At 44.9% G+C, this 22617-nt stretch carries 22 protein-coding genes; 1 reads left to right on the plus strand and 21 read right to left on the minus strand.

The genetic code is table 11. From position 1 onward, the window contains the following. Nucleotides 1–62: 62 nt before the first annotated feature. The 21 genes from NHH16_RS13845 to NHH16_RS13945 form a co-directional block, all read right to left on the minus strand. Nucleotides 63–320, minus strand: coding sequence for an HPr family phosphocarrier protein (locus NHH16_RS13845; protein ID WP_262070203.1), 258 nt, complete (start codon nt 318–320; stop codon nt 63–65). Between the two features lie 12 nt (nt 321–332). Beyond that, entirely contained in the window at nt 333–2243 is a 1911-nt protein-coding gene (locus NHH16_RS13850) for a PTS fructose transporter subunit IIABC (protein ID WP_262070204.1), read from the minus strand. Further along, complete coding sequence (gene pfkB / locus NHH16_RS13855) at nt 2244–3161, minus strand: 1-phosphofructokinase (RefSeq protein WP_262070205.1); 918 nt, start codon at nt 3159–3161, stop codon at nt 2244–2246. A gap of 198 nt (nt 3162–3359) precedes the next feature. After that, the gene (locus NHH16_RS13860; RefSeq protein WP_262070206.1) at nt 3360–4079 is read right to left on the minus strand and encodes a FadR/GntR family transcriptional regulator; all 720 of its coding nucleotides are present in this window, start codon (nt 4077–4079) and stop codon (nt 3360–3362) included. Nucleotides 4080–4200: 121 nt separating this feature from the next. Continuing rightward, complete coding sequence (locus NHH16_RS13865) at nt 4201–4959, minus strand: SDR family NAD(P)-dependent oxidoreductase (RefSeq protein WP_262070207.1); 759 nt, start codon at nt 4957–4959, stop codon at nt 4201–4203. Between the two features lie 13 nt (nt 4960–4972). Continuing rightward, nucleotides 4973–5908 (minus strand): transketolase family protein, encoded by a 936-nt coding sequence (locus tag NHH16_RS13870; protein ID WP_262070208.1) that lies wholly within the window; start codon nt 5906–5908, stop codon nt 4973–4975. Between the two features lie 13 nt (nt 5909–5921). Beyond that, on the minus strand, nt 5922–6761 hold the full coding sequence (locus NHH16_RS13875) for a transketolase (RefSeq protein ID WP_262070209.1): 840 nt from the start codon (nt 6759–6761) through the stop codon (nt 5922–5924). Between the two features lie 16 nt (nt 6762–6777). Then, nucleotides 6778–8061, minus strand: coding sequence for a TRAP transporter large permease (locus tag NHH16_RS13880; RefSeq protein WP_262070210.1), 1284 nt, complete (start codon nt 8059–8061; stop codon nt 6778–6780). Next, nucleotides 8058–8549, minus strand: a complete 492-nt coding sequence (locus tag NHH16_RS13885; RefSeq protein WP_262070211.1) for a TRAP transporter small permease — start codon at nt 8547–8549, stop codon at nt 8058–8060. The genes NHH16_RS13880 and NHH16_RS13885 overlap by 4 nt, the downstream gene beginning before the upstream one ends. A gap of 17 nt (nt 8550–8566) precedes the next feature. Further along, entirely contained in the window at nt 8567–9592 is a 1026-nt protein-coding gene (locus NHH16_RS13890) for a DctP family TRAP transporter solute-binding subunit (protein ID WP_262070212.1), read from the minus strand. A 312-nt stretch (nt 9593–9904) separates the two neighbouring features. Beyond that, entirely contained in the window at nt 9905–10567 is a 663-nt protein-coding gene (locus NHH16_RS13895; protein WP_262070213.1) for a cyclase family protein, read from the minus strand. Then, nucleotides 10557–11567, minus strand: a complete 1011-nt coding sequence (locus NHH16_RS13900; protein ID WP_262070214.1) for a Gfo/Idh/MocA family protein — start codon at nt 11565–11567, stop codon at nt 10557–10559. The genes NHH16_RS13895 and NHH16_RS13900 overlap by 11 nt, the downstream gene beginning before the upstream one ends. Nucleotides 11568–11586: 19 nt before the next feature. Further along, nucleotides 11587–11907: an LPS biosynthesis protein gene (locus tag NHH16_RS13905; RefSeq protein ID WP_262070215.1), complete on the minus strand. Its 321-nt coding sequence runs from the start codon at nt 11905–11907 to the stop codon at nt 11587–11589. A gap of 124 nt (nt 11908–12031) precedes the next feature. Continuing rightward, the gene (locus NHH16_RS13910) at nt 12032–12694 is read right to left on the minus strand and encodes a nitroreductase family protein (protein ID WP_262070216.1); all 663 of its coding nucleotides are present in this window, start codon (nt 12692–12694) and stop codon (nt 12032–12034) included. Nucleotides 12695–12696: 2 nt separating this feature from the next. Continuing rightward, a complete protein-coding gene (locus tag NHH16_RS13915; RefSeq protein WP_262070217.1) occupies nt 12697–13743 on the minus strand; it encodes an electron transfer flavoprotein subunit alpha/FixB family protein in 1047 nt (348 codons plus the stop codon). A 20-nt stretch (nt 13744–13763) separates the two neighbouring features. Further along, the gene (locus tag NHH16_RS13920) at nt 13764–14546 is read right to left on the minus strand and encodes an electron transfer flavoprotein subunit beta/FixA family protein (RefSeq protein ID WP_262070218.1); all 783 of its coding nucleotides are present in this window, start codon (nt 14544–14546) and stop codon (nt 13764–13766) included. A 12-nt stretch (nt 14547–14558) separates the two neighbouring features. Further along, a complete protein-coding gene (locus NHH16_RS13925; protein ID WP_262070219.1) occupies nt 14559–15710 on the minus strand; it encodes an acyl-CoA dehydrogenase in 1152 nt (383 codons plus the stop codon). A 2-nt stretch (nt 15711–15712) separates the two neighbouring features. Further along, nucleotides 15713–17299, minus strand: a complete 1587-nt coding sequence (locus tag NHH16_RS13930) for an acetyl-CoA hydrolase/transferase family protein (protein ID WP_330643540.1) — start codon at nt 17297–17299, stop codon at nt 15713–15715. A 3-nt stretch (nt 17300–17302) separates the two neighbouring features. Then, entirely contained in the window at nt 17303–18757 is a 1455-nt protein-coding gene (locus NHH16_RS13935) for a 4-hydroxyphenylacetate 3-hydroxylase family protein (protein ID WP_262070220.1), read from the minus strand. A 14-nt stretch (nt 18758–18771) separates the two neighbouring features. Then, complete coding sequence (locus NHH16_RS13940; protein WP_262070221.1) at nt 18772–19878, minus strand: iron-containing alcohol dehydrogenase; 1107 nt, start codon at nt 19876–19878, stop codon at nt 18772–18774. A gap of 147 nt (nt 19879–20025) precedes the next feature. After that, nucleotides 20026–20928, minus strand: a complete 903-nt coding sequence (locus NHH16_RS13945) for a LysR family transcriptional regulator (protein ID WP_262070222.1) — start codon at nt 20926–20928, stop codon at nt 20026–20028. Nucleotides 20929–21123: 195 nt separating this feature from the next. On the opposite strand from NHH16_RS13945, the gene NHH16_RS13950 reads away from it, so the two are divergent. After that, entirely contained in the window at nt 21124–22608 is a 1485-nt protein-coding gene (locus NHH16_RS13950) for a succinate CoA transferase (protein ID WP_262070223.1), read from the plus strand. Nucleotides 22609–22617: the final 9 nt, after the last annotated feature.

Below are 22617 nucleotides of genomic sequence, written 5' to 3' on the forward strand. Positions count from 1 at the left end.
CAATGTTCAATGTTCGGCTTTGCCGAAATAATCACTCGAGATTCCGAGAGACTATTAATTATTTATAAATTTTCTTCCATAAATTGACGAATTTCTGCTGACGCCTTCGCCTCATCCTCACCATTAAAAGTAAGCGTTACCTCTTGACCGTTTTTTACACCTAGGCTCATCACACTGAAGATTTTCTTCAAATCACCGGTCTTATCACCGCTTTTTATTTCTATTTGGCTGGCAAATTGCTTCGCCTTTGCCACTAGCATCCCTGCCGGGCGAGCATGAATCCCTTCTGGGTCCGTAATCACATATGTAAATTCCATCATTTTCTTCTCTCCTTACGCTTCCACTTTTTTCTTAAAGGTGCCCAATAGAACCGCCGATACAATCGTTCCCACTACAAGCGCCACTAAATATAACAAGGCATTTCCTACTACCGGTACCACAAAAATTCCTCCGTGGGGTGCCATAAGTGTACAATTAAATAACATCGACAGCGCACCTGCCACACCAGAACCAATCATACAAGACGGAAGCACGTGAATCGGGTCGGCCGCCGCATAAGGTATCGCTCCCTCGGTAATAAACGCCAGTCCCATGATAAAGTTCATCGGTCCATTGTCACGCTCTTCTTTTGTAAATTTATTTTTAAATAAAATCGTTGCTAGTGCGATTGCACAAGGTGGTACCATACCACCAATCATAACGGCTGCCATCACATCAAAATTACCGGAAGCAATTGAGGCCGTTCCAAAAACATAAGCGGCTTTATTAAACGGACCACCCATATCAATCGCCATCATCGCTGCTAGGAGACCACCGAGAATCAACTTACTTGAATCTCCCATACTCGTCAAACCATTATTAAGAGCTGTATTGATGCCCCCCATTACAGGCTCAACGGCAAAATTCATAAATAAGCCAATAAAGAGAATTCCTACAACTGGGTAAATGAGTACTGGAGCAATCTTTTCAATCGCCTGAGGCAATTTATCACACGCTTTTCTAAGGAGAACGATTAGGTATCCTGCTACAAAGCCGGCAACTAAAGCACCTAAGAACCCTGACTTACCGCCTGAAGCAATCATCCCCCCAACAAAGCCCACTGCTAGAGCCGGCCTATCCCCGATGGCCATAGCAATAAATCCAGATAAAACCGGGAGCATAAAACCAAAAGCTACGCCGCCTATATCTTTAAAAAGCTTCGCTACCGGAGTAATCGAACCAAAATTTCCTCTCGCTTCCGCTGAGAGAGCGTTCATATCCACACTTAATCCATCAATTAGGAAAGCTAAAGCGATTAAGATACCACCCCCAACGACAAACGGCAACATATGGGAAACACCGTTCATCAGCTGAATATATATCTGGTGCCCGATACTGCCTTTTCCTTTTGTCGTCTGAGCAGTGGCCGCACCACTACCTTTATAGATTGGTACATTACCAGAAAGGGCTTGTTCTACTAAGGCATCGCCTTTACTAATACCGTCTGAAACGGGGCACTCTATTACTCTTTTTCCATCAAAGCGGTCCATCGGTACCTGGGCATCCGCTGCAACAATAATACAGTCCGCCTCGCGAATATCTTCCTCTGTCAAAACATTTTTAGCACCGCCAGAACCTCGTGTTTCAACTTTTACAAAACATCCTCTTTTCTTGGCAGCTTTTTCGATTCCCTCCGCGGCCATATACGTATGCGCAATACCAGTAGGACAAGACGTTACACCGAGAATCTTGAACTGACCCTTGGCACTTGTCTCTGTAGCTACTGCCTGAGAGGTTTCCTCATCCTTTTTACTTTCTGCAAGATCAATCACCTTAAGAAATTCTTCTGGTGATTCGGTCTTCTTTAAATCATTAATAAACCCTTCATCCATCATCAACATGGACAGTTTACTCAAAACATCCAAATGGATATTGTCTTCTGTATTGGGGGCGGCAATTAGGAAGAGTAGCTCTACCGGCTCGCCGTCTAAAGCGTCGAACTCTACTCCGCCAGGAACTACCATTGCCGAAAGTCCTGGTGCCTTTACACTATCGCCCTTTCCATGAGGGATGGCTACACCCTCGCCGATGCCAGTGGTACTTTCTTCTTCCCTAGCATACACCAATTTTCGATACGCTTCGGTATCACTAATCTTACCGCTTTTCACCATCAAATCTACCATTTGATCAAGAGCTTCCTTCTTGCTCCTTGGTGTACCTTTCAGTTCAATACTACCTACTTCCAATAAGTCTGTTATCCTCATCTACTCTGCTCCTTCCACTAACTCACGATATAAAGTCTCTACATCTTCCTTTTTCGCCAGGTGCTTTGAAAAGGCACTGGCACTACCTGCGGCCACTCCCATATAAAATGCCGTTCGGTATTCCCTATCGAGAAGCCAGCCCCTTAAAAAACCAGCCACCATCGAATCCCCGGCACCAACACCATTGACAAGCTCACCCTTTGGCACCGGCGTATCATACACCTTGCCATCAGCAGCAATTAAGATAGCTCCCTCACCACCTAGGGATACTAATACATTTTCTGCTCCCATTTCTCTGAGCTTATCTGCGTAGTGCAAAATCTCTTCCCTGCTTTGCAGCTTTACCGAAAAAATCTCTTCTAGCTCATCCTTATTCGGCTTAATTAAAAACGGCTGATACTCTAACACATTCAAGAGGAGTTCTTTCGTCGCATCTACCACGATGTGCACACCTCTTCCGGCTAGACGCTTCATAATATCTCGGTAGATACTATCTGGCATGGTAACGGGAATGCTGCCACCTAATACCAAAATGTCGCCTTCCTTTAAGACTTCTAGGCGATTCATTAGCTCTGTTATACGCGCTTCCTTTATCTCTGGACCCTGACCGTTTATCTCTGTTCCCTCAACTGATTTAAGCTTTAGATTAATTCGAGAATTTCCTTTTGAAAGATGAATAAATTCTGCCTTCACACCAATACGCTCTAAGCCTCGGCTAATTTCCTCACCTGTAAAACCTGCGGTAAAACCAAGAGCCGTATTTTCAATTCCCAGATGGGTCAACATGGTTGAAACGTTAATGCCTTTACCACCAGGAACAATTTCTTCAGACACCGTACGATTTGTCCTTCCCAGGGTAAAGTCCTCTACTTCTACCACATAATCCAGCGACGGGTTAAAAGTCACTGTAAAAATCATGAATAGTCCTCCTCTTTATTTTAAATGAAATTTCATTTCTAAATTGATTATATAATCACACTCGGTCAAAGTCAATCAAACTAATTCACAAAACACTTAGTCGTTTTTGGTGCATTTTGCACTATTGTGATTTAGTTTGACCGTTTCGGCATCATAAAAGAGCCAGCTCTAAATGAACTGGCTCCTTAACTTTGTTTTTTACTGTTCTTCAATTGCCTTGATTCCTACTTTTGCAAAATAGGTATTTCTAACGGTCGTACTCATATCGCTTTGGTCCTTAGTAACCATAATCTGGTAGAGCCTTTGGTGAGCGGCAAATAGCTCATCCCCCCGCCCCGTCTCTAGCATCGTCTTTACCGTATTAAAGCGAATAGCGTGGGTAAGGGTCTTGGCTACTCGATTGATTTTATCAATTAAAGGATTCTCGCCCATCATGGAGATGGCGTTATGGAACTCGTTATCAGCCTTAAAGACTTCTTCTACGTTCTCTGGTCCTTTACTAATTTCCCTTTCCATGCGATCGAGAATGACTTTCAGTCCTTTGATTTCTTCCTCGGTATACTTCTCCATTGCTATCTGCATGACGCCCACTTCCATCATCTCCCTGAGTTCCATCAAGTTCTCATAAGAATCTGAGGTATCGAGAATAATGCCGTAAATCATGGGGTCGATCATACTCTCGGTAAACCCTTCACAGACAAAGGTCCCTTCCGCTCTTCTGATTTCTAGGACTCCTAGATACACCAGTATTTTTATCGCTTCGCGAATGGAGTTGCGCCCTACACCGAGACTTTCTGCAAGCTCCGTCTCCGTTGGCAATTTATCCCCTGGGCGTAATTCTCTTGCTAGCATGGCATCGGTAAGGCTATTAATGACCAATTGAACAACCGATTCACTATTTACCTTCTTAAACTGCATTTTCTCACCTCATCGTATGTTTGTTATCATATGTTTATCCTAATATCCTACCATACTTTTCGCAGATTGTCTAATTAATCACTAGCTAAGAGGTCATAGGAGAAAATGCGTACGATAATCCTTAGTCCATATGAGAGCCGCCGTTTACATCTATCTCTTCACCAGTTATATAAGAAGCCTCTTTAGACGCTAGGAAAAGAATAGTGTCAGCTACTTCCTGGGTTTCCCCTGGTCTTCCCATAGGAATGCCATCGATGATTTTATCGGCATCGGCTTTTGGGAGGGACTTCCAGATTTCCGTATTGATAAGTCCTGGGCACACGCTGTTAATGGTAATCCCTTCCGCCGAAATCTCTCTTGATAAGTTCTTAGAAAAGCCAAGTACGGCTGCCTTAGAAGCTGAGTAATGAGCACCGCCGAAGACCCCACCACCGCGTTTTCCTGAGACCGATGATAGATTCACAATCCGTCCGTACTTCGCCTGGCGCATCGGTTTCATACAGGCCTGGGTACATAAGAATAAGCCATACATATTCACTTCAAAGATCCGTCGCATATCTTCAATGGTCATGTCCTCAACCGTTACCTTCTGAGAAATACCTGCATTATTTATAAGAACATCAATTCTGCCGTAAGCTTCTAAGACGGCTTGCACCATGGCATCTACGGATTCTTTCGCGGTTACATTTACCACCGCGCCCATGGCTTCGCCGCCAGCCGCTTTAATTTCATCTACCGTTTCCTGGACTCCGTCCTCATTGATATCCGCGATTACCACTGCCGCTTTTTGCTTGGCAAAGGTTTTCGCTATCGTTTTGCCAATTCCCTTTGGCGATCCACTTCCGGTTACAATTACTACTTGTCCGTCAAATTCAAACATCTACTTTTCCCTCCTATTTAAGCATTTCTTCTGCTGTCTTCACAATATTTTCTACCGTTACTCCGTTCATCTCCAATAATCTTTCATAAGGAGCCGACTGACCAAATTGGTCTTGGATACCGATTCGCTTAACCTGAGCACTTCCTATATCGGCTGCTACTTCACACACTGCACTTCCTAGCCCATTCATAATGTTATGATCTTCTACCGTAATAATCTTGCCAATTTCGTTAACACAAGCGGCTACGACTTCTTCATCTAAAGGCTTAATCGTATGCATATCTAGTAACCTTACGGATACGCCCTTTGCTTCTAGTTCTTTAGCTGCCTTTATGGCAATAGAGACGGTATCGCCGTTAGCGATAATCGCTACGTCTTTTCCCTCTTTTAGGGTTCTGGCCTTACCGATTTCAAATTCCACATCTTCATCGTATATCACTGGAATGGCATCTCTAGTAAAGCGCAGGTATACCGGTCCGTCGTAAGCGGCAGCGGCCGCTACTAGCTTTTTGGCGGCGTGGTAATCCGCTGGCATAATAACCGTCATATTAGGAATGGTCCGTAGGACTCCCATATCCTCAATACTCTGATGACTAGCCCCGTCATTGGCTGGGGTAACACCACCGTGAGAGCAAGCGATTTTCACATTCAAATTTGGGTAGCAGATCTCTTGGCGAATCATTTCACACATCCGCAGGGAACCAAAGACTGCATACGTTACTACAAAAGGTATTTTTCCACAGGTCGCCAGCCCAGCGGCCACACCGGCTGCATTTTGCTCAGCAATACCCACATTTAAATACTGCTGGGGAAGCTTTTCTCTAAAGTCCGTGGTCTTACAAGATTTCCCGATATCCACATCCACCACATAGATACTGTCATCGATTTTCCCTAACTTAACAATCTCTTCACCAAAACCATCTCTGGTTGCTTTCTTAACTTCACTCATTTCATTTCCTCCTCTATAACGCCTGAAGCTGTTCGTCTAATTCCTTCATCGCCTGAGCGTACTGCTCATCATTTGGCGCAACTCCGTGCCATCCACACTGGTTTTCCATATAAGAAACGCCTTTTCCTTTGACCGTATTGGCAAAGATACACTTTGGCTTTCCGTTCTTCGTCATCCGAATGCGGTCTAGGGTATCGACGATTTGTTGCATATCATTGCCGTTAATCTCATACATATCAAAGCCAAAGGCTTCGAATTTTTTACCTAAATGGATATTCGGCATTACCTCGTCCGTGATGCCATCGATCTGTAGGTTGTTGTTATCCACAAAAACGACTAGATTATCTAACTGATATTTATAAGCGGTCTGGGCAGCTTCCCAGATTTCCCCTTCTTGACACTCGCCGTCACCAACCACAACGAACACCCGGTAATCCATATTATCTTGCTTAGCTACAATACCCATGCCAACGCCACAAGCCAGTCCTTGTCCTAAAGACCCGGTAGAAATATCAATGCCTGGGCACTTCTTCATATCTGGATGTCCCTGTAAGATGGAGCCTTCCTGGCGTAGGGTATCTAGGACGGCTTCGTCAAAGTATCCTCTCGTAGCTAGCGCTGCATATTGAATCGGGCACACGTGGCCTTTTGATAAAACAAAGCGGTCACGCTCTGGCCAATTAGGGTTTTCTGGGTCGATCTTCATCTCTTTAAAGTAGAGAGCTGTGACAAAGTCCGCTGCTGAAAGGGAGCCACCTGGATGTCCCGACTGGGCTTTATAGACCATATCGATGACCTTTTTCTTTAAGTCGATACACTGTTTCTTTAAATCTAATACACTTACATTCTTCATATTCACTACCTCTTTTCTACAAAAACAATAAGGAAATTTTCGGGATATACGTTACTAATAGGAGCACGGTTAGGGCGGCGATAATCAGTCCTAAGACGGCCTTTGATATCTGTTTTAGATTCACATTTCCCACCCCGCAGGCTACGTATAAATTCACTCCTACCGGCGGTGTGAAAAGACCGATTGCTAGGTTGACAATCATGACCACACCTAAATGAATCAAATCGATTCCCAGCGCGTTCGCCACCGGTACAAAAAGCGGTGTGAAAATATAGAGCGCTGAAGTGGAATCTAGGAAGCAGCCGGCAATTAATAAGATAATATTGACAATGATAAAGAAAATAATCACATTGCCACCGGTCAGGGCTTCCAGTCCTGAACTAATGGATACGTCTAATCTAGCCCGGGTTAACACGTAGGCGAATAAGCTGGCAGCGGCCGTAATAAACATGACCGTAGCGGTGGTAGAGACCGTATCGATAAGGATAGAATAGAACTCCTGCACTTTGATCTTCTTGTAGATAAAAATTCCCACGAAGAGTCCGTATACTACCGAGACGGCAGCTGCTTCTGTGGGGGTAAAAATACCACCGTAAATTCCGCCTAGGATAATAACTGGCATTAGCAGTCCCCAAAAAGCATCTTTAAATGCCTTCCACCGTTCCTGACCGCTGGCCTTTGGCAAGGTTTCTAAGTTCATCTTCCGTCCAACGATTAGAGCTACTAGTAAAAGAGCCGCTCCCATTATGAGCCCGGGGACCATCCCAGCGATAAAGAGTTCGCCGATGGAGGCATCCGCTATCGACCCGTACACTACAAAGGTGATCGAGGGGGGAATAATGACACCGATCGCCCCTGAGGCCGCCATTAGCGCTGCGGAAAATGCTGGTTTGTAACCTGAGCGAATCATGGCTGGTACCATAATGACTCCAAGTGCCGCTACCGTTGCTGGTCCGGAGCCAGAAATGGCGGCAAAGAAACAAGCTACGATTACACACACCATGGCCAAACCACCTTTGATATGACCGACACAAGACTCCGCTAAAGCGATTAGCTTGCCAGAAATTCCTGCTTTTTCCATAATGTTACCGGCGAAGATGAAGAAGGGAATCGCTAGTAACACAAACTTACTTGTGGACGCCGAGACAATCATCGGCAAGCTACTCATAATCGTCGCTAACGGTTTTCCTAATCCTTGGACAACTATGGCCGCGATACTGGACACTCCGAGGCACACGGCAATCGGGGCTCCTATCAGCAGTAAGACTGCAAATACTCCAAATAAAATTGCTGCTATCATGATGGCATCTCCTCCTCACCCTTTACATCTGGTTTACTCTTTATTTCTTTTATCAACACTTCTCCGAAGCGAATCGTGGCAAAGAAGGCACCGATTGGCACGAAGGAACCAAATATCCACTCTGGCCACTGCATCCCGGCGGTTACTTGCCCTAACATCCTTTGATTGGCCACCATGCCTATTCCATACCAGAAGATGGCGAGGCAAAAGATGGTAGCGATAAAGAAGCCGATACAGTGAAGAATCTTTCTTACCTGGGGACTCACCGCATCGGTAATAATGCTTAGCCCTAAGTGAGCCCCCCGTTTGGCTGCGATTGCCGTTCCTAGAAGACTAAGAAGGACAAACAAGTACGTGGTGATCTCCTCTGAAAAAGAGAACGATGCACTAAATACATATCTTGCGACTACATTAGAAAATGTTAGGATTGTCATAACAATCAGACATGTTGCAGCTATTATTTCTTCGATTTTATTTAAAAACTTCATCCTTTTTCTCCTAATCTCTAATCTATTTGAAAAGCCTTTTGTGCTTTTTCTCCATATTTTTTAATAAATTCCTGACGCGTGTCTTTCATCACGGCCTTAAATTCATCCAGCTGTTCATCCGTTAATTCGGTCACTTCCATGCCAGCATCGCGGAAATTCTGAACCAGCTCCACCTCTTGCTGCTCAACCTCATCTCGTCCCCATTCACAGGCCTCGGTGGCTTTTTCCTGAAGAAGCTCCCGGGTCTTCGGTTCTAGAGCTTCCCAGATTTCTGTATTAGCAACAAATAAATCGTTTTCATAAGAGTAGTTCCAGAGGGTCATGTAATCTTGAATCTCGCTCATCTTTGAAGAGCTAGTAACGCTGACGCCATTTTCCTGACCGTCTATTGTCCCTTGTTGAATCGCCGTAAAGACTTCACTCCAGCTCATAGCCACGGGATCCGCCCCTAAGGTTCTAAAGAACCTCATAAACACTTCACTACCAGGTACGCGAATTTTGAGGCCTTTCACATCTGCCGGCGTCTTCACCGCCTTTTTGCCATTGGTAATCTGGCGAAAACCATTGTGGAATGAACCTAGGTAAGTAATTCCTTTTCCTGATAAGCGCTGGGCGTAGTACTCGCCGCCGGTAGCATCAATAATCTCTCTGGCATCTGTATAATCATCAAAAATCCAAGGAATGGTTGCACACGCTAGCTGTTCGTCAATTACGGCCATGGTACAAGTGGCGTATGCGGCTAAGTCCACACTACCACCGGCAATCATCTCAATTCCCTTGGTGGCATTACCGCCGGCTAATTGGTCATTGGGATAAACCACCACCGTAACGCTACCGCCTGACTCTTCCTCTACTAACTGGGCAAACTTATTGGCCACTAAAGAGTCAATCTGAATATCCGTTCCGTTTACCGCCATTACTAGCTCAATCTTCTGATACTCACCATTTGCCTCGGTACTTGCTTTACTTTTTCCTGTGCATCCTGCCAGCAGCCCCATCAATAACAACGCTACTAACAAGATTCCCCATTTCTTCTTTCTCATTTCAGCCTCCTTTGTTTACGCTTCTTTGTAGCCTCATCCTAACGTAGGATGTTAGGATTGTCAATCGTTTTTGTGCTTTTCGCTATTTTTCACATATAATCACGTATCCCTTTGTTAGTTTTTCCCATAAAATGGAATTTGCTCTTGGCAAATTCCTGCGCCTTCGGCGTGTGCTGTTGCACACATTTCCTTACGCCGAAGTGCGCATCCACAGCGGAGCGTTTTTATGTCATAGGAGAGTTCGAAGAACTTTCCTATGACATAAAAAAGAAGACTCCCTGGTACTTTTGAAGTCTTCTTATCTTTTCTCTATTATTCAACTATCATCGCAATTGCTCGCCCAGGAGCACCGCCACAGCCTTCTAGCTTAAGGGGCAAGAACATAAATTCCCAGCGCTGGTGTTCTAAAAGTTCTTTAGGAAAGAACAGCTCTTCCCCTAGCCAAACTTCGGCTCCTAGCAGTAATTCATGCTGTTCCAAACCTTCCCCGGCGCGCGGACCGCCCACGCTCATGGTATCAATGGCAATGCCTTTGACCTTTTTCTCCAGAAGCCACCGAGCTCCCTCCACTCCCAGATAGGGCCAGTTATCTACATACTCTGTGGTCCACCCTCGCTTGTATCCCCAGCCGGTACAAAGAAGAACGATGTCTCCTTCACCAATTTTATCCTCATAAGGTGCTAAATGCTCAGGACCAATCACCTGGTGAGAACCGATGTCAAACAGATCAACCACAACGCCTTCTCCTACTAATTGCTCTATATCAATCTGGGCAACGCTTTTGCCTTCTGGGAAATGGTGGGCTGGCGCATCGATGTGAGTCGAAGTATGAGTATTCATTGCCATCCGCTCAGAGGTATAGCCGTCTCTTGGCTTTAAGGTCTCATAATTAATTTCCGTCAGCTGATAGGGCATATAGCCGGGGTTGTTGTGGTAAAAGGTCTGAGATAAATCCAGTATTTTCTTAATCTTCATACGCATTTTCTCCTATCTTCTGATCCGCGGGAAAGGTAAGACCAATTTGTCTTCGCACCTCATCGGTAATCCGAATCGCCCCCCTGGAAAGCTGGGCAAATTCATCCGCATCCTTCTGCCCCTTAACTGCTTTAATAAAGGTTTCCAATTCATAGACCATATTGTTCTTACAAACTGGTAAATCTATAACCTCCTCGGCGCCGTCGTTATATACAATGCGCACCTCATTTGGTTCGGCGATTTTTGAAATGTACATCACGCCCTTTTCCCCTTGGATCTGGCTAGGAAGCTGGCTTCCGGTAATCTTCGAATACGTAAGCTCTACAATCATCTCTTCGTATTTAGCGAGAATCGCTCCGGCTCCGTCAATGCCTCCTCTTAAAAAGGTGCCCATTCCCGTAACTAAAAGAGGCTCACCAAAAAGTGCCAGCATAGCTTCAATACAGTAAATGCCGATATCCATTAAAGCGCCGGCAGAATATATAGGATTAAAGATATTGCAGTCAGCCCCAGCTTTAAAGGCATCATACTTAGATGAATACTGACAAAACTGGAGACTAGCATATCGTAGCGTTCCCAGTTTTTTCAGATGCTCTTTGATCTCCAGAAAGGCCGGATCGTGGACGCTACGCATGGCTTCTAATAGAACCACCCCGTTCTCCTTCGCCACCTTCTGCATCTCTTTTACCTCTGCTGCATTAGAGGCAATTGGTTTTTCACATAAGACATGCTTACCAGCCTTCATCAACTGGATGGTCTGAGCTGCATGACAGCTATTCGGACTGGCAATATAAACCGCGTCTATCTCCTGATCGGCTGCTAGGGCTTCTAGGGAATCGTAGAATACGGTCGCCCCGTAACTAGCACCAAAGTCCTTCGCTTTCTGTAAATCACGGGAGTAAACAGCGGTCAAAGTAAATTCTGGGACACTGCTTGCTACCTCTAGAAAATATTTCGTAATCACGCTAGTGCCAATAATGGCAAATTTAACTTGCTTCATAGTGTTCTCCACTCTCTTTCTATCTTAAAACCTCTTTTGGCATTTCGATTTCTCCTGCAATCGAATGTTCTGTGAGTTCTGAAATTAGTTTGATTTTTTTGTTGATGACGGGACGCATACAATTGGGAACATGCTCTTGGTGCGCTCTATGAATAGCCACACATTCTTTGCAATTCCCATGATATCTACATGCCTTTTTGCATGAACAATGATCTTTATCCTTGTATTCTTCACGAAATTCTTTTGCAAACTCCTCTTGAAGTCTAAGCCCCTCCTGACGGTTACCGTTGTGGAATTCCTGCATCGCAGCTAATTGTTTCTGATTTCCTTCAATAATCATTCTAGATACTCTCCTTTCACTTCTCTATTATAGGTTATTTCCATATACTTGTTAAGCAAAACAGAATTTGTGTTGCACAAAAGCAGGAAGAAGGAGAGATGAAACAAATCACCTCTCCTTCTTCCTAATCTACAAAATAAGCAATATCTGCTAATTCTTTTCTTTTCGGACTCTTATGCTCTGTATCTGCTGGTACACCAAGGCTCAGCATACAGGTAAAAAAGTACTCTTCTTTATCGAAGCCCGTTTTTTCTTTAATAAATTCTTTAATCTCCGCACCCGCATAATTAGCACTGGTAAGCCAACACGAGCCATAGCCCAAATTGGTGGCGGCAAGCGCCATATGCTCCATAGCGGAACCAATGTTTTGCATACCTGGATTCGGCTTATACGCTAGGTAGTCTAGCTCCTCCTGGGCCGCGCCGCTAAGCTTTAACTCCTGATAACCAGAGGGCAGATAATCTTTAGCCATAGTCAGGATAATAACGGGAGCGTCTTTAATGAACAGCGTAAAGTTTTTGCAAAACTTTCGGAATCTTGCGCCACTTTCTTCGTCGGTCTGAGCGATTTTTCCGGCAATCTCCTCATTCTTCCCTTGGATGATTTCACAGAGCGCATCGATATTCGCCTTTGTATCAAGAACAAAGAAACGCCAGTTTTGCAAATTCTTTCCCGATGGGGAAAGACGAGCTGCATCTAAGATTTTTTCCACGTCCTCTCTTGGAAGAGGCTCTTCTTTATATTTACGAATGCTTTGACGCTTAGCAATCAAATCAAAATATTCCATCTTTATGCCTCCACAGCTGCTAAGTTTTCAAGGCTCTTAGCAAGAGCCGGTACAATCTGCTTATAATCGCCAACAATACCGTAATCAGCCACGTCAAAGATCGGCGCGCTCTCATCCTTATTAATAGCAAAGATAATATCGGATTCTTCCATTCCTGCCACGTGCTGAATCGCGCCAGAAATACCTACGGCAAAGTATACATTAGGACGTACCGTCTTACCTGTTTGGCCTACTTGTAGATCCTTTGGTTTCCAACCAGCGTCTACTACGGCTCTTGAGCAACTTACCTCGCCGCCGATTGCCTTTGCTAGCTCTTCTAGGATATAGAAGTTCTCTGGTCCGCCAATACCGCGACCGCCAGACACTAAGATGTTGGCATCCATGATGTCCACCGTATTTGATAAACTCTTTACCACGTCAAGAATCTCTACGTACTTATCATTTGGGGTAAAGCCTGGATCAAAAACGATTAGTTCTGCCTCGGCATCTACCCTCTTCTCGATTTTTTGCATAACCCCTGGACGTACAGTTGCCATCTGGGGACGATTGTCTGGGCAGGCGATGGTAGCGATTGTATTACCACCAAAGGCAGGTCTAGTCATCAGTAGTTGATTCGGTTTTTGCTCTCTGCCTGCTTGCGGCGTTAAGGGGAAGTCACCGATATCCAACTGGGTACAGTCTGCAGTCAGACCAGTCTGTACTCTAGCAGATACAAGAGGACCTAAGTCCCTACCAATGGCCGTTGCTCCCACTAGTACAATCTCTGGTTTGAACGCTTCGATAACCGATGATAGAGCATGAGTATAAGGTTCTGTCCGATACTCTTTTAGCGCTGGATCATCTACAAGAATGACTTTATCGGCGCCGTACTGAGCTAGCTTTTTAACTAGGCCTTTTACATCGCTTCCGATTAGAACAGCGGTTACGTCGGTGTCTAAATCCTTCGCTAAATCGCGGGCCTTTCCTAGAAGTTCAAGAGCAACGCCATCGATTTTATTATCTACTTGTTGGGCGTAGACATATACGCCTTTGTATTCACTTAAATTCATAATAAATAATCTCCTTTTATCTATATCACGTGCTTTTCTTTTAACTTCTCAAGAATGTAACCAACTGATGCTTCTGGGTCTAAATTCACCTGTTCGCCAGCGCCTTTTCTTACCTTATCTGAGGCTTTAGCGATTTTTGTCGGTGAGCCTTTAAGACCTAAATCTGCATCGTCTACGTCGATAAGCTTATCGCGACCATACATGATAACCTCTGCTTCGTGGGCATCAAAGATTCCCCCTGGAGTCATGTAACGAGGTTCATTTAACTCAGCAAGAGCCGTAATCAGACAAGGCATCTTGGCTTTTACTACGTGGTAGCGGTCCTCGTACTGACGCTGGGCCACTACGTAATCACCTTCAATCTCTAGCTTCTGAGTATAGGAGATTACCGGAATATTTAAGTGTTCGGAAATCTGGGGACCTACTTGCGCCGTATCCCCGTCGATTGCTTGACGACCAGCAATAATTAGATCGTATTCTAAGTTTCTAATGGCACCTGCCAGAGTGGTCGAGGTGGCCCAAGTATCGGCACCACCGAGAACTCTATCGGTTACGAGAATGGCTTTATCCGCTCCCATCGCCATGGCTTCTACTAGTACTTCCTTGGCTTTTGGCAGACCCATGGTAATAACGGTTACTTCGGCTCCGTATTGATCTTTCAAACGTAGGGCAGCTTCTAGTCCCGCTTTGTCATCAGGATTCATAATCGCCAGCATTGCCCCCCGATTTAGGGTTCCATCTGGATTAAACTGTACGCCACCTTTCGTATCTGGCACTTGTTTGATACATACAATTATTTTCATCTTTTCGCTCTCCTATTTCAACAGATCAGCAGCGATAACCATCCGCTGTACTTCTGAGGTTCCTTCATAGATCTCTGTTATCTTCGCATCTCTCATCATCCGTTCCACATCGTATTCACGAATGTAGCCATAGCCACCGTGGAGTTGCACGGCTTTCGTGGTCACTTCCATAGCTACTTCGGCGGCGTATAGCTTCGCCATTGAAGCCTCCACACTGTATTTGCCACCGGCATCTTTCGCCTTAGCAGCCCGGTATACCATTAGCTGAGCGGCTTTTGTCTTTGTCGCCATATCTGCTAATTGGAACTGGGTATTCTGGAACTGGGAGATAGAGCGTCCAAACTGTTTTCTTTCTTTCACGTAATCGACGGTTACTTCAAGAGCACCTTCTGCCAGACCAAGAGCCTGAGAAGCGATACCGATACGACCACCATCTAAGGTATGCATGGCGATACCAAAGCCTTTTCCTTGCGCACCCAGGAGATTTTCCTTCGGAATGCGGCAATCCGTAAAGATCAGCTCATAAGTAGCCGAACCGCGGATACCCATTTTCTTTTCTTTCGTTCCAAAAGAAAAGCCTGGTGTTCCTTTTTCCACGATAAAAGCGGAAATCTCTTTCATCGTTTTGCCTCTTTTTTCTACCGTTCCGGTAACGGCGATGACGATATAGACATCGGCGTATTTACCGTTGGTGATAAAGATTTTGCTACCGTTTAGCACCCATTCATCACCGTCTAACACAGCTTTCGTCTGTTGCCCTTGGGCGTCTGTTCCGGCTCCGGGCTCCGTCAGACCAAAAGCTCCTAGCTTTTCGCCTTTAGCAAGAGCTGGTAGATACTTCTCCTTCTGCGCTGTGGTTCCATAGGTCATAATCGGATCGATGCAAAGTGACGTATGAGCAGAGACGATAACCGCCGTCGTACCACATACTTTTGCTAGCTCTTCAACGCACATGGCATAGGTCAAGATATCACAACCTTGGCCGCCGTATTCTTTTGGTACTGGTATTCCAAGAAAGCCGTATTTCGCCATCTTCTTTACTGTTTCTTCGGGAAACTGTTCGGTCTCATCCACTTCCTGGGCGAGGGGTTTTACTTCATTCTCAGCGAACTCTCTAAAAAGAGTTCTTGCCATTTCGTGTTTACTACTTAAATTAAAATCCATCTTTACTCCTCCGTGATATCCTTCCATTTCATCTTAAATCTATCTTCCCAGTGACCGATTAACTCTTCTCTAAAGCTTGGATGAGCAATCTCTATAAGTGCTCTCGCCCGTTCTCTTAAGCTTTTGCCACGAAGATCGGCTATTCCGTATTCCGTTACGATAATCGCCACATCATTACGTCCTGTAGTCACCGCTACACCTGGTTCTAACATCGGGACGATTTTGGAAATCGTGCCGCCTTTAGCCGTTGAACTCATGGCGATAATCGAGCGACCGCCTTTTGACATATTGGCGCCGCGCACAAAATCCACCTGTCCACCCACACCGGAAATCTGCATGGTACCTACGCTTTCTGAACTTACCTGTCCCATAAAGTCTACGGCTACGCAGGAATTAATGGAAACCAAATTGTCGTTCTTGGCAATCACGTAGGGATCGTTGGTATAATCTGCCGAAGCCATATATACGGCTGGGTTATCATCCACAAAATCATAAAGCTTCTTACTTCCCATCAGGAAGGTGGCTACTAGCTTTCCTGGGTTATAGTTCTTCTTCTTATTGGTAATAACACCGGCTTCGATTAGCTCTACTACGCCGTCGGAAAACATTTCTGAATGGATTCCTAAGTCCTTTTTATCCTTTAGAGATAAAAGCACCGCGTCTGGAAGAGCGCCGATTCCTAATTGCAAGGTGTCGCCGTCTTTTATTAGGCTGGCACAGTTGGCGCCGATCTTTTTCTCCACTTCTGATAACTCTGCGGAAGCGAGCTCTACTAAAGGCAAATCCTCTTCCACTAAATAGTCAAACTCACTTACATGCATAAAGCAGTCGCCGTGGCACCGTGGCATATTTTTATTAATCTGGGCAATGGCAATTTTCGCAACTTTGGCAGCGGTAAAGCTATAGTCTACCGATACACCGAAGCTTACGTAGCCGTGCTTGTCCGGGGCACTTACCTGAACCAGTGCCACATCAAGAGGCAGCGAACCGTCGGTGAATAGCGACGGAATCCGGGAAAAATACCGAGGTGTATAATCGGCCCGCCCTTCCTTAATCGCTACTCTTTCGTTCTTACCTACAAAAAGCGAATTGTGACGCAAATGCCCTTTTGCTTCTGGAAAACAGTAGGCGCTATCAGCCATTCCTACCATCGTTGTCGTCTCTACCCCTTTAAGCTCGTTCATGCGCTCCGCAAGGGCACCTGTGAGGGCTCTTGGTTCACCACAAGCATGGCCGATGGCTACTCTATCGTAATCCTTCACCTGCTTAAGAGCCTCTTTGGCAGTGACTAATTTGTCTTTGTATTCTTCCCTATAATCCTGCATTTCTTCACTCCATCCAAGAATTTGTTTTACCACTTCATCAAGTGTAACCTGATGATTCAACACCACTTCCCGCTTGGCACCAAGGCCTTTTAAGCAGCTCCGCTCACACCCAGCTACAAGTAGGTGAGCGTCCGCCTGCGGGTCTGTATGCTGTATCTTTATGTTTTCTAGATTTGCCTGCAGGCGCTTCCCTAGCTCTTCTACCGCCTCCCGGCGATCAAATCTAGGGTTGCAGCCACCGCAGTATTTCACATAGATATTCATTTCCTATTTTTTCTTATTAATTCCGGCAATATCCTTTGCCAGTTCTTTCTTCTGCTCTACATTTGCCTGTCTACCAATCATAATGCGCTGTGCCTGAGGTGAGCCAGCACCGTGCATAGATTCGGTACGATAGCCAACAGCTGCCGTTCCGAGAGTGATGTTTTCAATCAGTCTTAAAATTCTCATCCGGTCTTCTGTGGGTACATCAGCATTTCCTTGAAGGTACTTATCGATATACGGTCTTAGCTTTTCATTATCATAATCTTGCTGGCTAGGCATGGTTACCATCAGGCCGCCGGCAATGTCTTCTGCTAGACGAGTGATTTCATAAGGCATTCTGGTAATGTTCTGCTTGCAGACATTCGCAAGTAGCGTATCTACGTAATAATTGCCCGCTTTCATCTCACAACCTTCGCAGGAACAAGCGATACCACATGAGTATAGAGTTTCATTTAAGTGATTCATCTCGATAATCTTGTCTTTGATGTGACTTGCTTTTGGTACCCCGTTATAGTCAGCTGCTAAAGCGGTTGCCCCGATTAGCACATCGCCAACGCCGACTTTACAGCCGCCGTAGCTTTGACGGTGATAAGAAGCAAATCTTTCTACCATCATGCCGGCAAAGTCCGTCTCGCCGTTCATAAAGATCCGGTCGTTAGGTACGAAGACATCTTCAAAGATCATTAAGGCTTCATGACCACCGAAGTTTTTATTTCCTACATCGATATCCGCATTTGGCTCTAGTTTTCTCGTATCACAGCTTTGTCTGCCGTAGATCATAAAGATACCTTCAGCATCCGCTGGAAGGGCAAAAGCTACTGCGTAGTCTTTATCTTCTGGTCTCATCGCAATCGTCGGCATAACGATAACTTCGTGAGAGTTAACGATGCCGGTCTGATGGGCTTTAGAACCCCGCACAACGATACCGTCTTCTCTTCTTTCTACCACCCGTAGGTACATATCAGGATCTTTTTGCTGAGACGGTGAGAGTGAACGATCGCCTTTTGGGTCAGTCATGGCGCCATCAACTACTAAGTCTTCTCTTTGAATTCTTTCCCAGTATTTCTTAAAGTTCTCGTGATAGTTCGTGCCATGGGCTTCATCACACTCGTAGGTGGTTGAGAATACCGCGTTTGCCGCATCAAGACCCACACATCTTTGGAAGCAAGACGCAGTCTTTTGACCTAGCAGTCTTTGCATTTTTACTTTCTTTACTAAGTCCTCCGTGCTTTGATGAAGGTGAGTAAAACGGTTAATCTTTTCTCCCGTAAGGCTAGACGTGGCTGTCATCAAGTCCTCATACTCTGGTTTCGTAGCTAACTCATAAGTCATCGCCACTGAATTCATAGATGGCTTAATAATCGGATGTTCCGTTGGACATTCCACTTTTTCACCCATCAAATACACTTCTAAGTTAAGCTTTTTTAGACTTTCGATATACTCTTCTCTTGTTTTCATACCTGTCTCCTTTTTTATATGCATCTTTCATAAATTATTTTTATCTGTTCCTGGGTTAACTCTAGCGGGTTATTGGCTAAAAGCCTTTGTTGATTCTGAATAACGGAAGCGGCCATTTCTCCCGCCACGTCACTATCTACACCAATGCTGCCTAGGCTTTCTCTTTGAAGGACAAAATCTAGTAAGGCAAACATCTTCTCCCAAGTTTCTTCTGGCTGGCAAGCAAAAATCTCTGCTAATACTTCTTCCGCTGGACTTAAATCCGCTCCTAATTCTTTATACATATTGAAGGTAGCTTCAAAGACCATGTGATTGGCTTTTCCGTGAGGCACGTGGTACATCGCCCCGATTGGATAAGCAAGGGCGTGAACGGCGGCACAGCCTGCATTGCCGAAGGCTACTCCAGCCATGGTACTGGCGATTAAGAAGTCTTCCATATCATCTGGTAACTTGGCTTCACCTGCGTCCTGCATCTTTTGATACCCTTTCAGAATCTTCTCCATTGCCCCTTTACCGAACATCCGGGAAAACGGAGTGGCTTTTGGTGATACGTAGGATTCCATGGCATGCACCAAAGCATCGATTGAGCTGGTAGCAAAGACTCCGTAAGGCAGCGTATTTAGCATATCCGGAATAAGCGCTGCTTCATCTGCGTAAAGCTGAGGAATCGCCAGACCCATCTTCGTCTTCTTCTGTTTAAACTCTAAGATAGAGATATTAGTAACTTCACTTCCCGTTCCGCACGTGGTAGGAATGACAATCAGTTCCCGCTCTCTCTTAAGAGCGCTTCCTTGCTCATAAAGAGCTTCTACATTATACTCATCACTGAAAAGAAGGAGCTTGGACACATCGATAATCGTCCCGCCACCAATAGCGACGATGCGCTTGTACTGCTTTCCTTTAATATCTCCTAAAATGGCATCCACCATTTCATCCGACGGTTCACCCTGACCGTATTTTTCCTGATACAAAACGTCACAAGGTGCTGCCTCTCCTCCTAATTGAGGGGAAAGCACGTACTCGTTGGTTACGATTAAATCACCTTCGCCAAGAGCTTTTGCTTCTACAAAACCCTTCAAAGAATCGTAGAGCGCAATCGCTGGCTTAATTGAAAATTCCATAAAATTCCTTCCTCCTTTTCATACTCGTTAATTATTTAACTATTATATCATCTAGAAATCCTTTTACAATACTAAAAATAGTATAATTCATCAACAGTTATATGTAAAATGCATTTAATATATGTTTAATATGTTATATTTACATATCTACTTTTTCGCTGCCCCGGCTTCTACGATCATCTGTTTCAGTTTACTAGCCGCAATATTAAGATGGCGACTACTATCTTCCACAATACAGATCTGTCTAGCTGGTACTTCTTGGGCCAGCAAAATGGTAATTACCTCTTCATCTTCAATGGCGGTGGTGGCAAATTCTTCCGGTATAAACGCTAGACCTAAGTTATTCTTTACTAAAGGTAAGAGTTGGTCTGTGGTCGCCGTTTCGATATCCGGTGTTAGCACCAGTCCGTACTGAGAATAGAAGGTATTGTAGAATTCCCGAGTCGTGGTATTAACCCCCAGAAAGATTAAGGGATACTTAACGGTCTCCGTAATATCCATCGTCTGCTGGGCCAGCTCTTGATACTGAGGGCTACCGATTAAAATTTCCTGAAAGCTCTTTAAGGCCGTTGCCACAAAGGGCTTCTGAATATGAAGAGGGGTGGTAACGAGCGAAAAATCAACGGTCCCACTCTTTAGCGCTTGCAATGACTGAGGTGTGGTCTGGTTGGAAAGCTTTAAATGGATTCCCGGATAAGACTTGCGAAACTGGCCGAGCACTGGTAACAGCATCCCGTGAAGGGCAGTATTGCTTACACCGATAGTAACCACCCCACTTTCTAGATTCTTATCATTAGCCAGTTCCATCTCCGCGGCCTTAAACTGTTCAAAGGCTACGGCTACGTGACGGTAAAGCTTCTCCCCTTCCGGCGTCAAGCTCACTCCCCGATTTGTTCTGATAAAAAGCTTGCAACTTAACTGGTGCTCTAAGTTGTTAATGTATTTGGTCAGATTGGGCTGGTTGCTCCCTAGCACCTTCGCAGCCTGAGTAAAGCTTTGATATTTTGCCACAAAATAAAATATTCGATAATAATCATATGTAATTTCCATTCTTCATTCTCCTTTTTAATTGCAGGACATGCTCTGCGTGTACCCTTTCCTTATCTTATCATACATAATCGATATATTGAATATATTATAAATACTTTTTACATATATTAAACCTTGTTATATACTCACATCTAGAGAAGAAAAACTTTTTATCGTTTCATCGTTATAACTTTAACGATATAGGGAGGATTAATCATGAATGAGAACTTGAAGAAAAGAATTCGCAACAGCGACTTACTAGACAAAGTGATGTCGGCCGATGAAGCTGCTGCTTTTATCACTCCAGGGATGACCTTAGGTGTGAGTGGTTTTACCATTGCTGGCTACCCCAAAAAAATAGGAGAAGCCTTAGGCAAAAGAGCGGATGCTGGTGAAAAGCTGGATCTTACCGTCTATTCCGGAGCGTCTCTCGGAGATGAGTTCGACGGTCTGCTGGCTCGTAAAGGAGCTTTCAAAAAACGGATTCCTTATCAAACGAACACCGATTTAAGAAATGCTATCAACGCTGGGGAAGTGGGCTATTTTGACATGGCTCTTAGCGAGCTTCCTTTATGGGTTAAAAACGGGATTTTAAATCCCATCGATGTGGCTGTGGTTGAAGCTGCGGCTATTGATGAGCAGGGCAATATCATTCCCACTACTTCTATCGGGGTCTCAAATACCTACGTAGAATATGCCGATAAAGTAATTATCGAGCTAAACACTTACGTTCCTGAAGAGATCGAGGGTATTCATGACGTCTTCTCACCAGCGAAGGTTCCCCATACCGAACCGATTATGATTACGAAACCTAGTGACCGCATCGGTACTACCTATATTAAGTGCGACCCTTCAAAGATCGTGGCGATTATCGAAAGCGATATTCCTGATAACGGTAGAGCCGTCGCCGCTCCTGATGACGAATTCCGCCAGATGGCGAAAAACCTAATCGGTTTTATTGAAAACGAAGTGGCTGCTGGTCGGATGTGCACGCCACTCCCGCCACTACAAGCAGGTATCGGTAGCGTAACCAACGCCGTTCTCGACGGACTACAAGAATCGGGGTTTGAACATATGACCGTGTATTCGGAGGTTCTACAAAATTCAATCTTCGAATTAATGGATAGCGGCAAAATCGATTTTGCCTGTGCCACGTCTCTGACTTTATCTGCTGACGTTAGAGATAAGTTCTTTGAGAACTTTGACAAATATAAAGATAAGATTATGCTCCGTCCTCAGGAGATTAGCAACTCTCCAGAAGTAATCCGGCGCCTTGGTATCATCGCCATCAATACGGTAATCGAGGCTGACATCTACGGAAACACCAACTCCACTTACGTAGACGGACACCGCTTGATGAACGGAGTGGGCGGATCTGGTGACTACTGCCAGAACGCTGGACTATCCATCTTTATTACGAAATCAACGGCTAAGAATGGTACTCTTTCTTCCATCGTACCCCTTGTAAGCCATGTGGATCATACGATTCACGAAACCCATGTAATTATCACCGAGCAAGGTGCTGCTGATCTTCGCGGGCTAGATCCCTGCGACCGGGCCAAGACCATTATCGAAAACTGTGCTCACCCTGATTTTCGTCCAGCGCTCTATGCGTACCTTGACGAAGCTTGTGATAGCTGCTGTAATAAGCACAAACCAGTCAATTTAAAAGCGGCTGTGGCCTTTAACAAATCTAAATAATCGAAAGAT

It is taken from the genome of Ohessyouella blattaphilus (assembly GCF_024721265.1).
GTDB classification, from domain to species: Bacteria; Bacillota; Clostridia; order Lachnospirales; family Lachnospiraceae; genus Aequitasia; species Aequitasia blattaphilus_A.

Bases quoted from the DNA above. Each gene is read 5' to 3' on its own strand.
- NHH16_RS13845 (WP_262070203.1), bottom strand. From the start codon at position 320: ATGATGGAATTTACATATGTGATTACGGACCCAGAAGGGATTCATGCT.
- NHH16_RS13850 (WP_262070204.1), bottom strand. From the start codon at position 2,243: ATGAGGATAACAGACTTATTGGAAGTAGGTAGTATTGAACTGAAAGGT.
- pfkB (WP_262070205.1), bottom strand. From the start codon at position 3,161: ATGATTTTTACAGTGACTTTTAACCCGTCGCTGGATTATGTGGTAGAA.
- NHH16_RS13860 (WP_262070206.1), bottom strand. From the start codon at position 4,079: ATGCAGTTTAAGAAGGTAAATAGTGAATCGGTTGTTCAATTGGTCATT.
- NHH16_RS13865 (WP_262070207.1), bottom strand. From the start codon at position 4,959: ATGTTTGAATTTGACGGACAAGTAGTAATTGTAACCGGAAGTGGATCG.
- NHH16_RS13870 (WP_262070208.1), bottom strand. From the start codon at position 5,908: ATGAGTGAAGTTAAGAAAGCAACCAGAGATGGTTTTGGTGAAGAGATT.
- NHH16_RS13875 (WP_262070209.1), bottom strand. From the start codon at position 6,761: ATGAAGAATGTAAGTGTATTAGATTTAAAGAAACAGTGTATCGACTTA.
- NHH16_RS13880 (WP_262070210.1), bottom strand. From the start codon at position 8,061: ATGATAGCAGCAATTTTATTTGGAGTATTTGCAGTCTTACTGCTGATA.
- NHH16_RS13885 (WP_262070211.1), bottom strand. From the start codon at position 8,549: ATGAAGTTTTTAAATAAAATCGAAGAAATAATAGCTGCAACATGTCTG.
- NHH16_RS13890 (WP_262070212.1), bottom strand. From the start codon at position 9,592: ATGAGAAAGAAGAAATGGGGAATCTTGTTAGTAGCGTTGTTATTGATG.
- NHH16_RS13895 (WP_262070213.1), bottom strand. From the start codon at position 10,567: ATGAAGATTAAGAAAATACTGGATTTATCTCAGACCTTTTACCACAAC.
- NHH16_RS13900 (WP_262070214.1), bottom strand. From the start codon at position 11,567: ATGAAGCAAGTTAAATTTGCCATTATTGGCACTAGCGTGATTACGAAA.
- NHH16_RS13905 (WP_262070215.1), bottom strand. From the start codon at position 11,907: ATGATTATTGAAGGAAATCAGAAACAATTAGCTGCGATGCAGGAATTC.
- NHH16_RS13910 (WP_262070216.1), bottom strand. From the start codon at position 12,694: ATGGAATATTTTGATTTGATTGCTAAGCGTCAAAGCATTCGTAAATAT.
- NHH16_RS13915 (WP_262070217.1), bottom strand. From the start codon at position 13,743: ATGAATTTAAGTGAATACAAAGGCGTATATGTCTACGCCCAACAAGTA.
- NHH16_RS13920 (WP_262070218.1), bottom strand. From the start codon at position 14,546: ATGAAAATAATTGTATGTATCAAACAAGTGCCAGATACGAAAGGTGGC.
- NHH16_RS13925 (WP_262070219.1), bottom strand. From the start codon at position 15,710: ATGGATTTTAATTTAAGTAGTAAACACGAAATGGCAAGAACTCTTTTT.
- NHH16_RS13930 (WP_330643540.1), bottom strand. From the start codon at position 17,299: ATGAATATCTATGTGAAATACTGCGGTGGCTGCAACCCTAGATTTGAT.
- NHH16_RS13935 (WP_262070220.1), bottom strand. From the start codon at position 18,757: ATGAAAACAAGAGAAGAGTATATCGAAAGTCTAAAAAAGCTTAACTTA.
- NHH16_RS13940 (WP_262070221.1), bottom strand. From the start codon at position 19,878: ATGGAATTTTCAATTAAGCCAGCGATTGCGCTCTACGATTCTTTGAAG.
- NHH16_RS13945 (WP_262070222.1), bottom strand. From the start codon at position 20,928: ATGGAAATTACATATGATTATTATCGAATATTTTATTTTGTGGCAAAA.
- NHH16_RS13950 (WP_262070223.1), top strand. From the start codon at position 21,124: ATGAATGAGAACTTGAAGAAAAGAATTCGCAACAGCGACTTACTAGAC.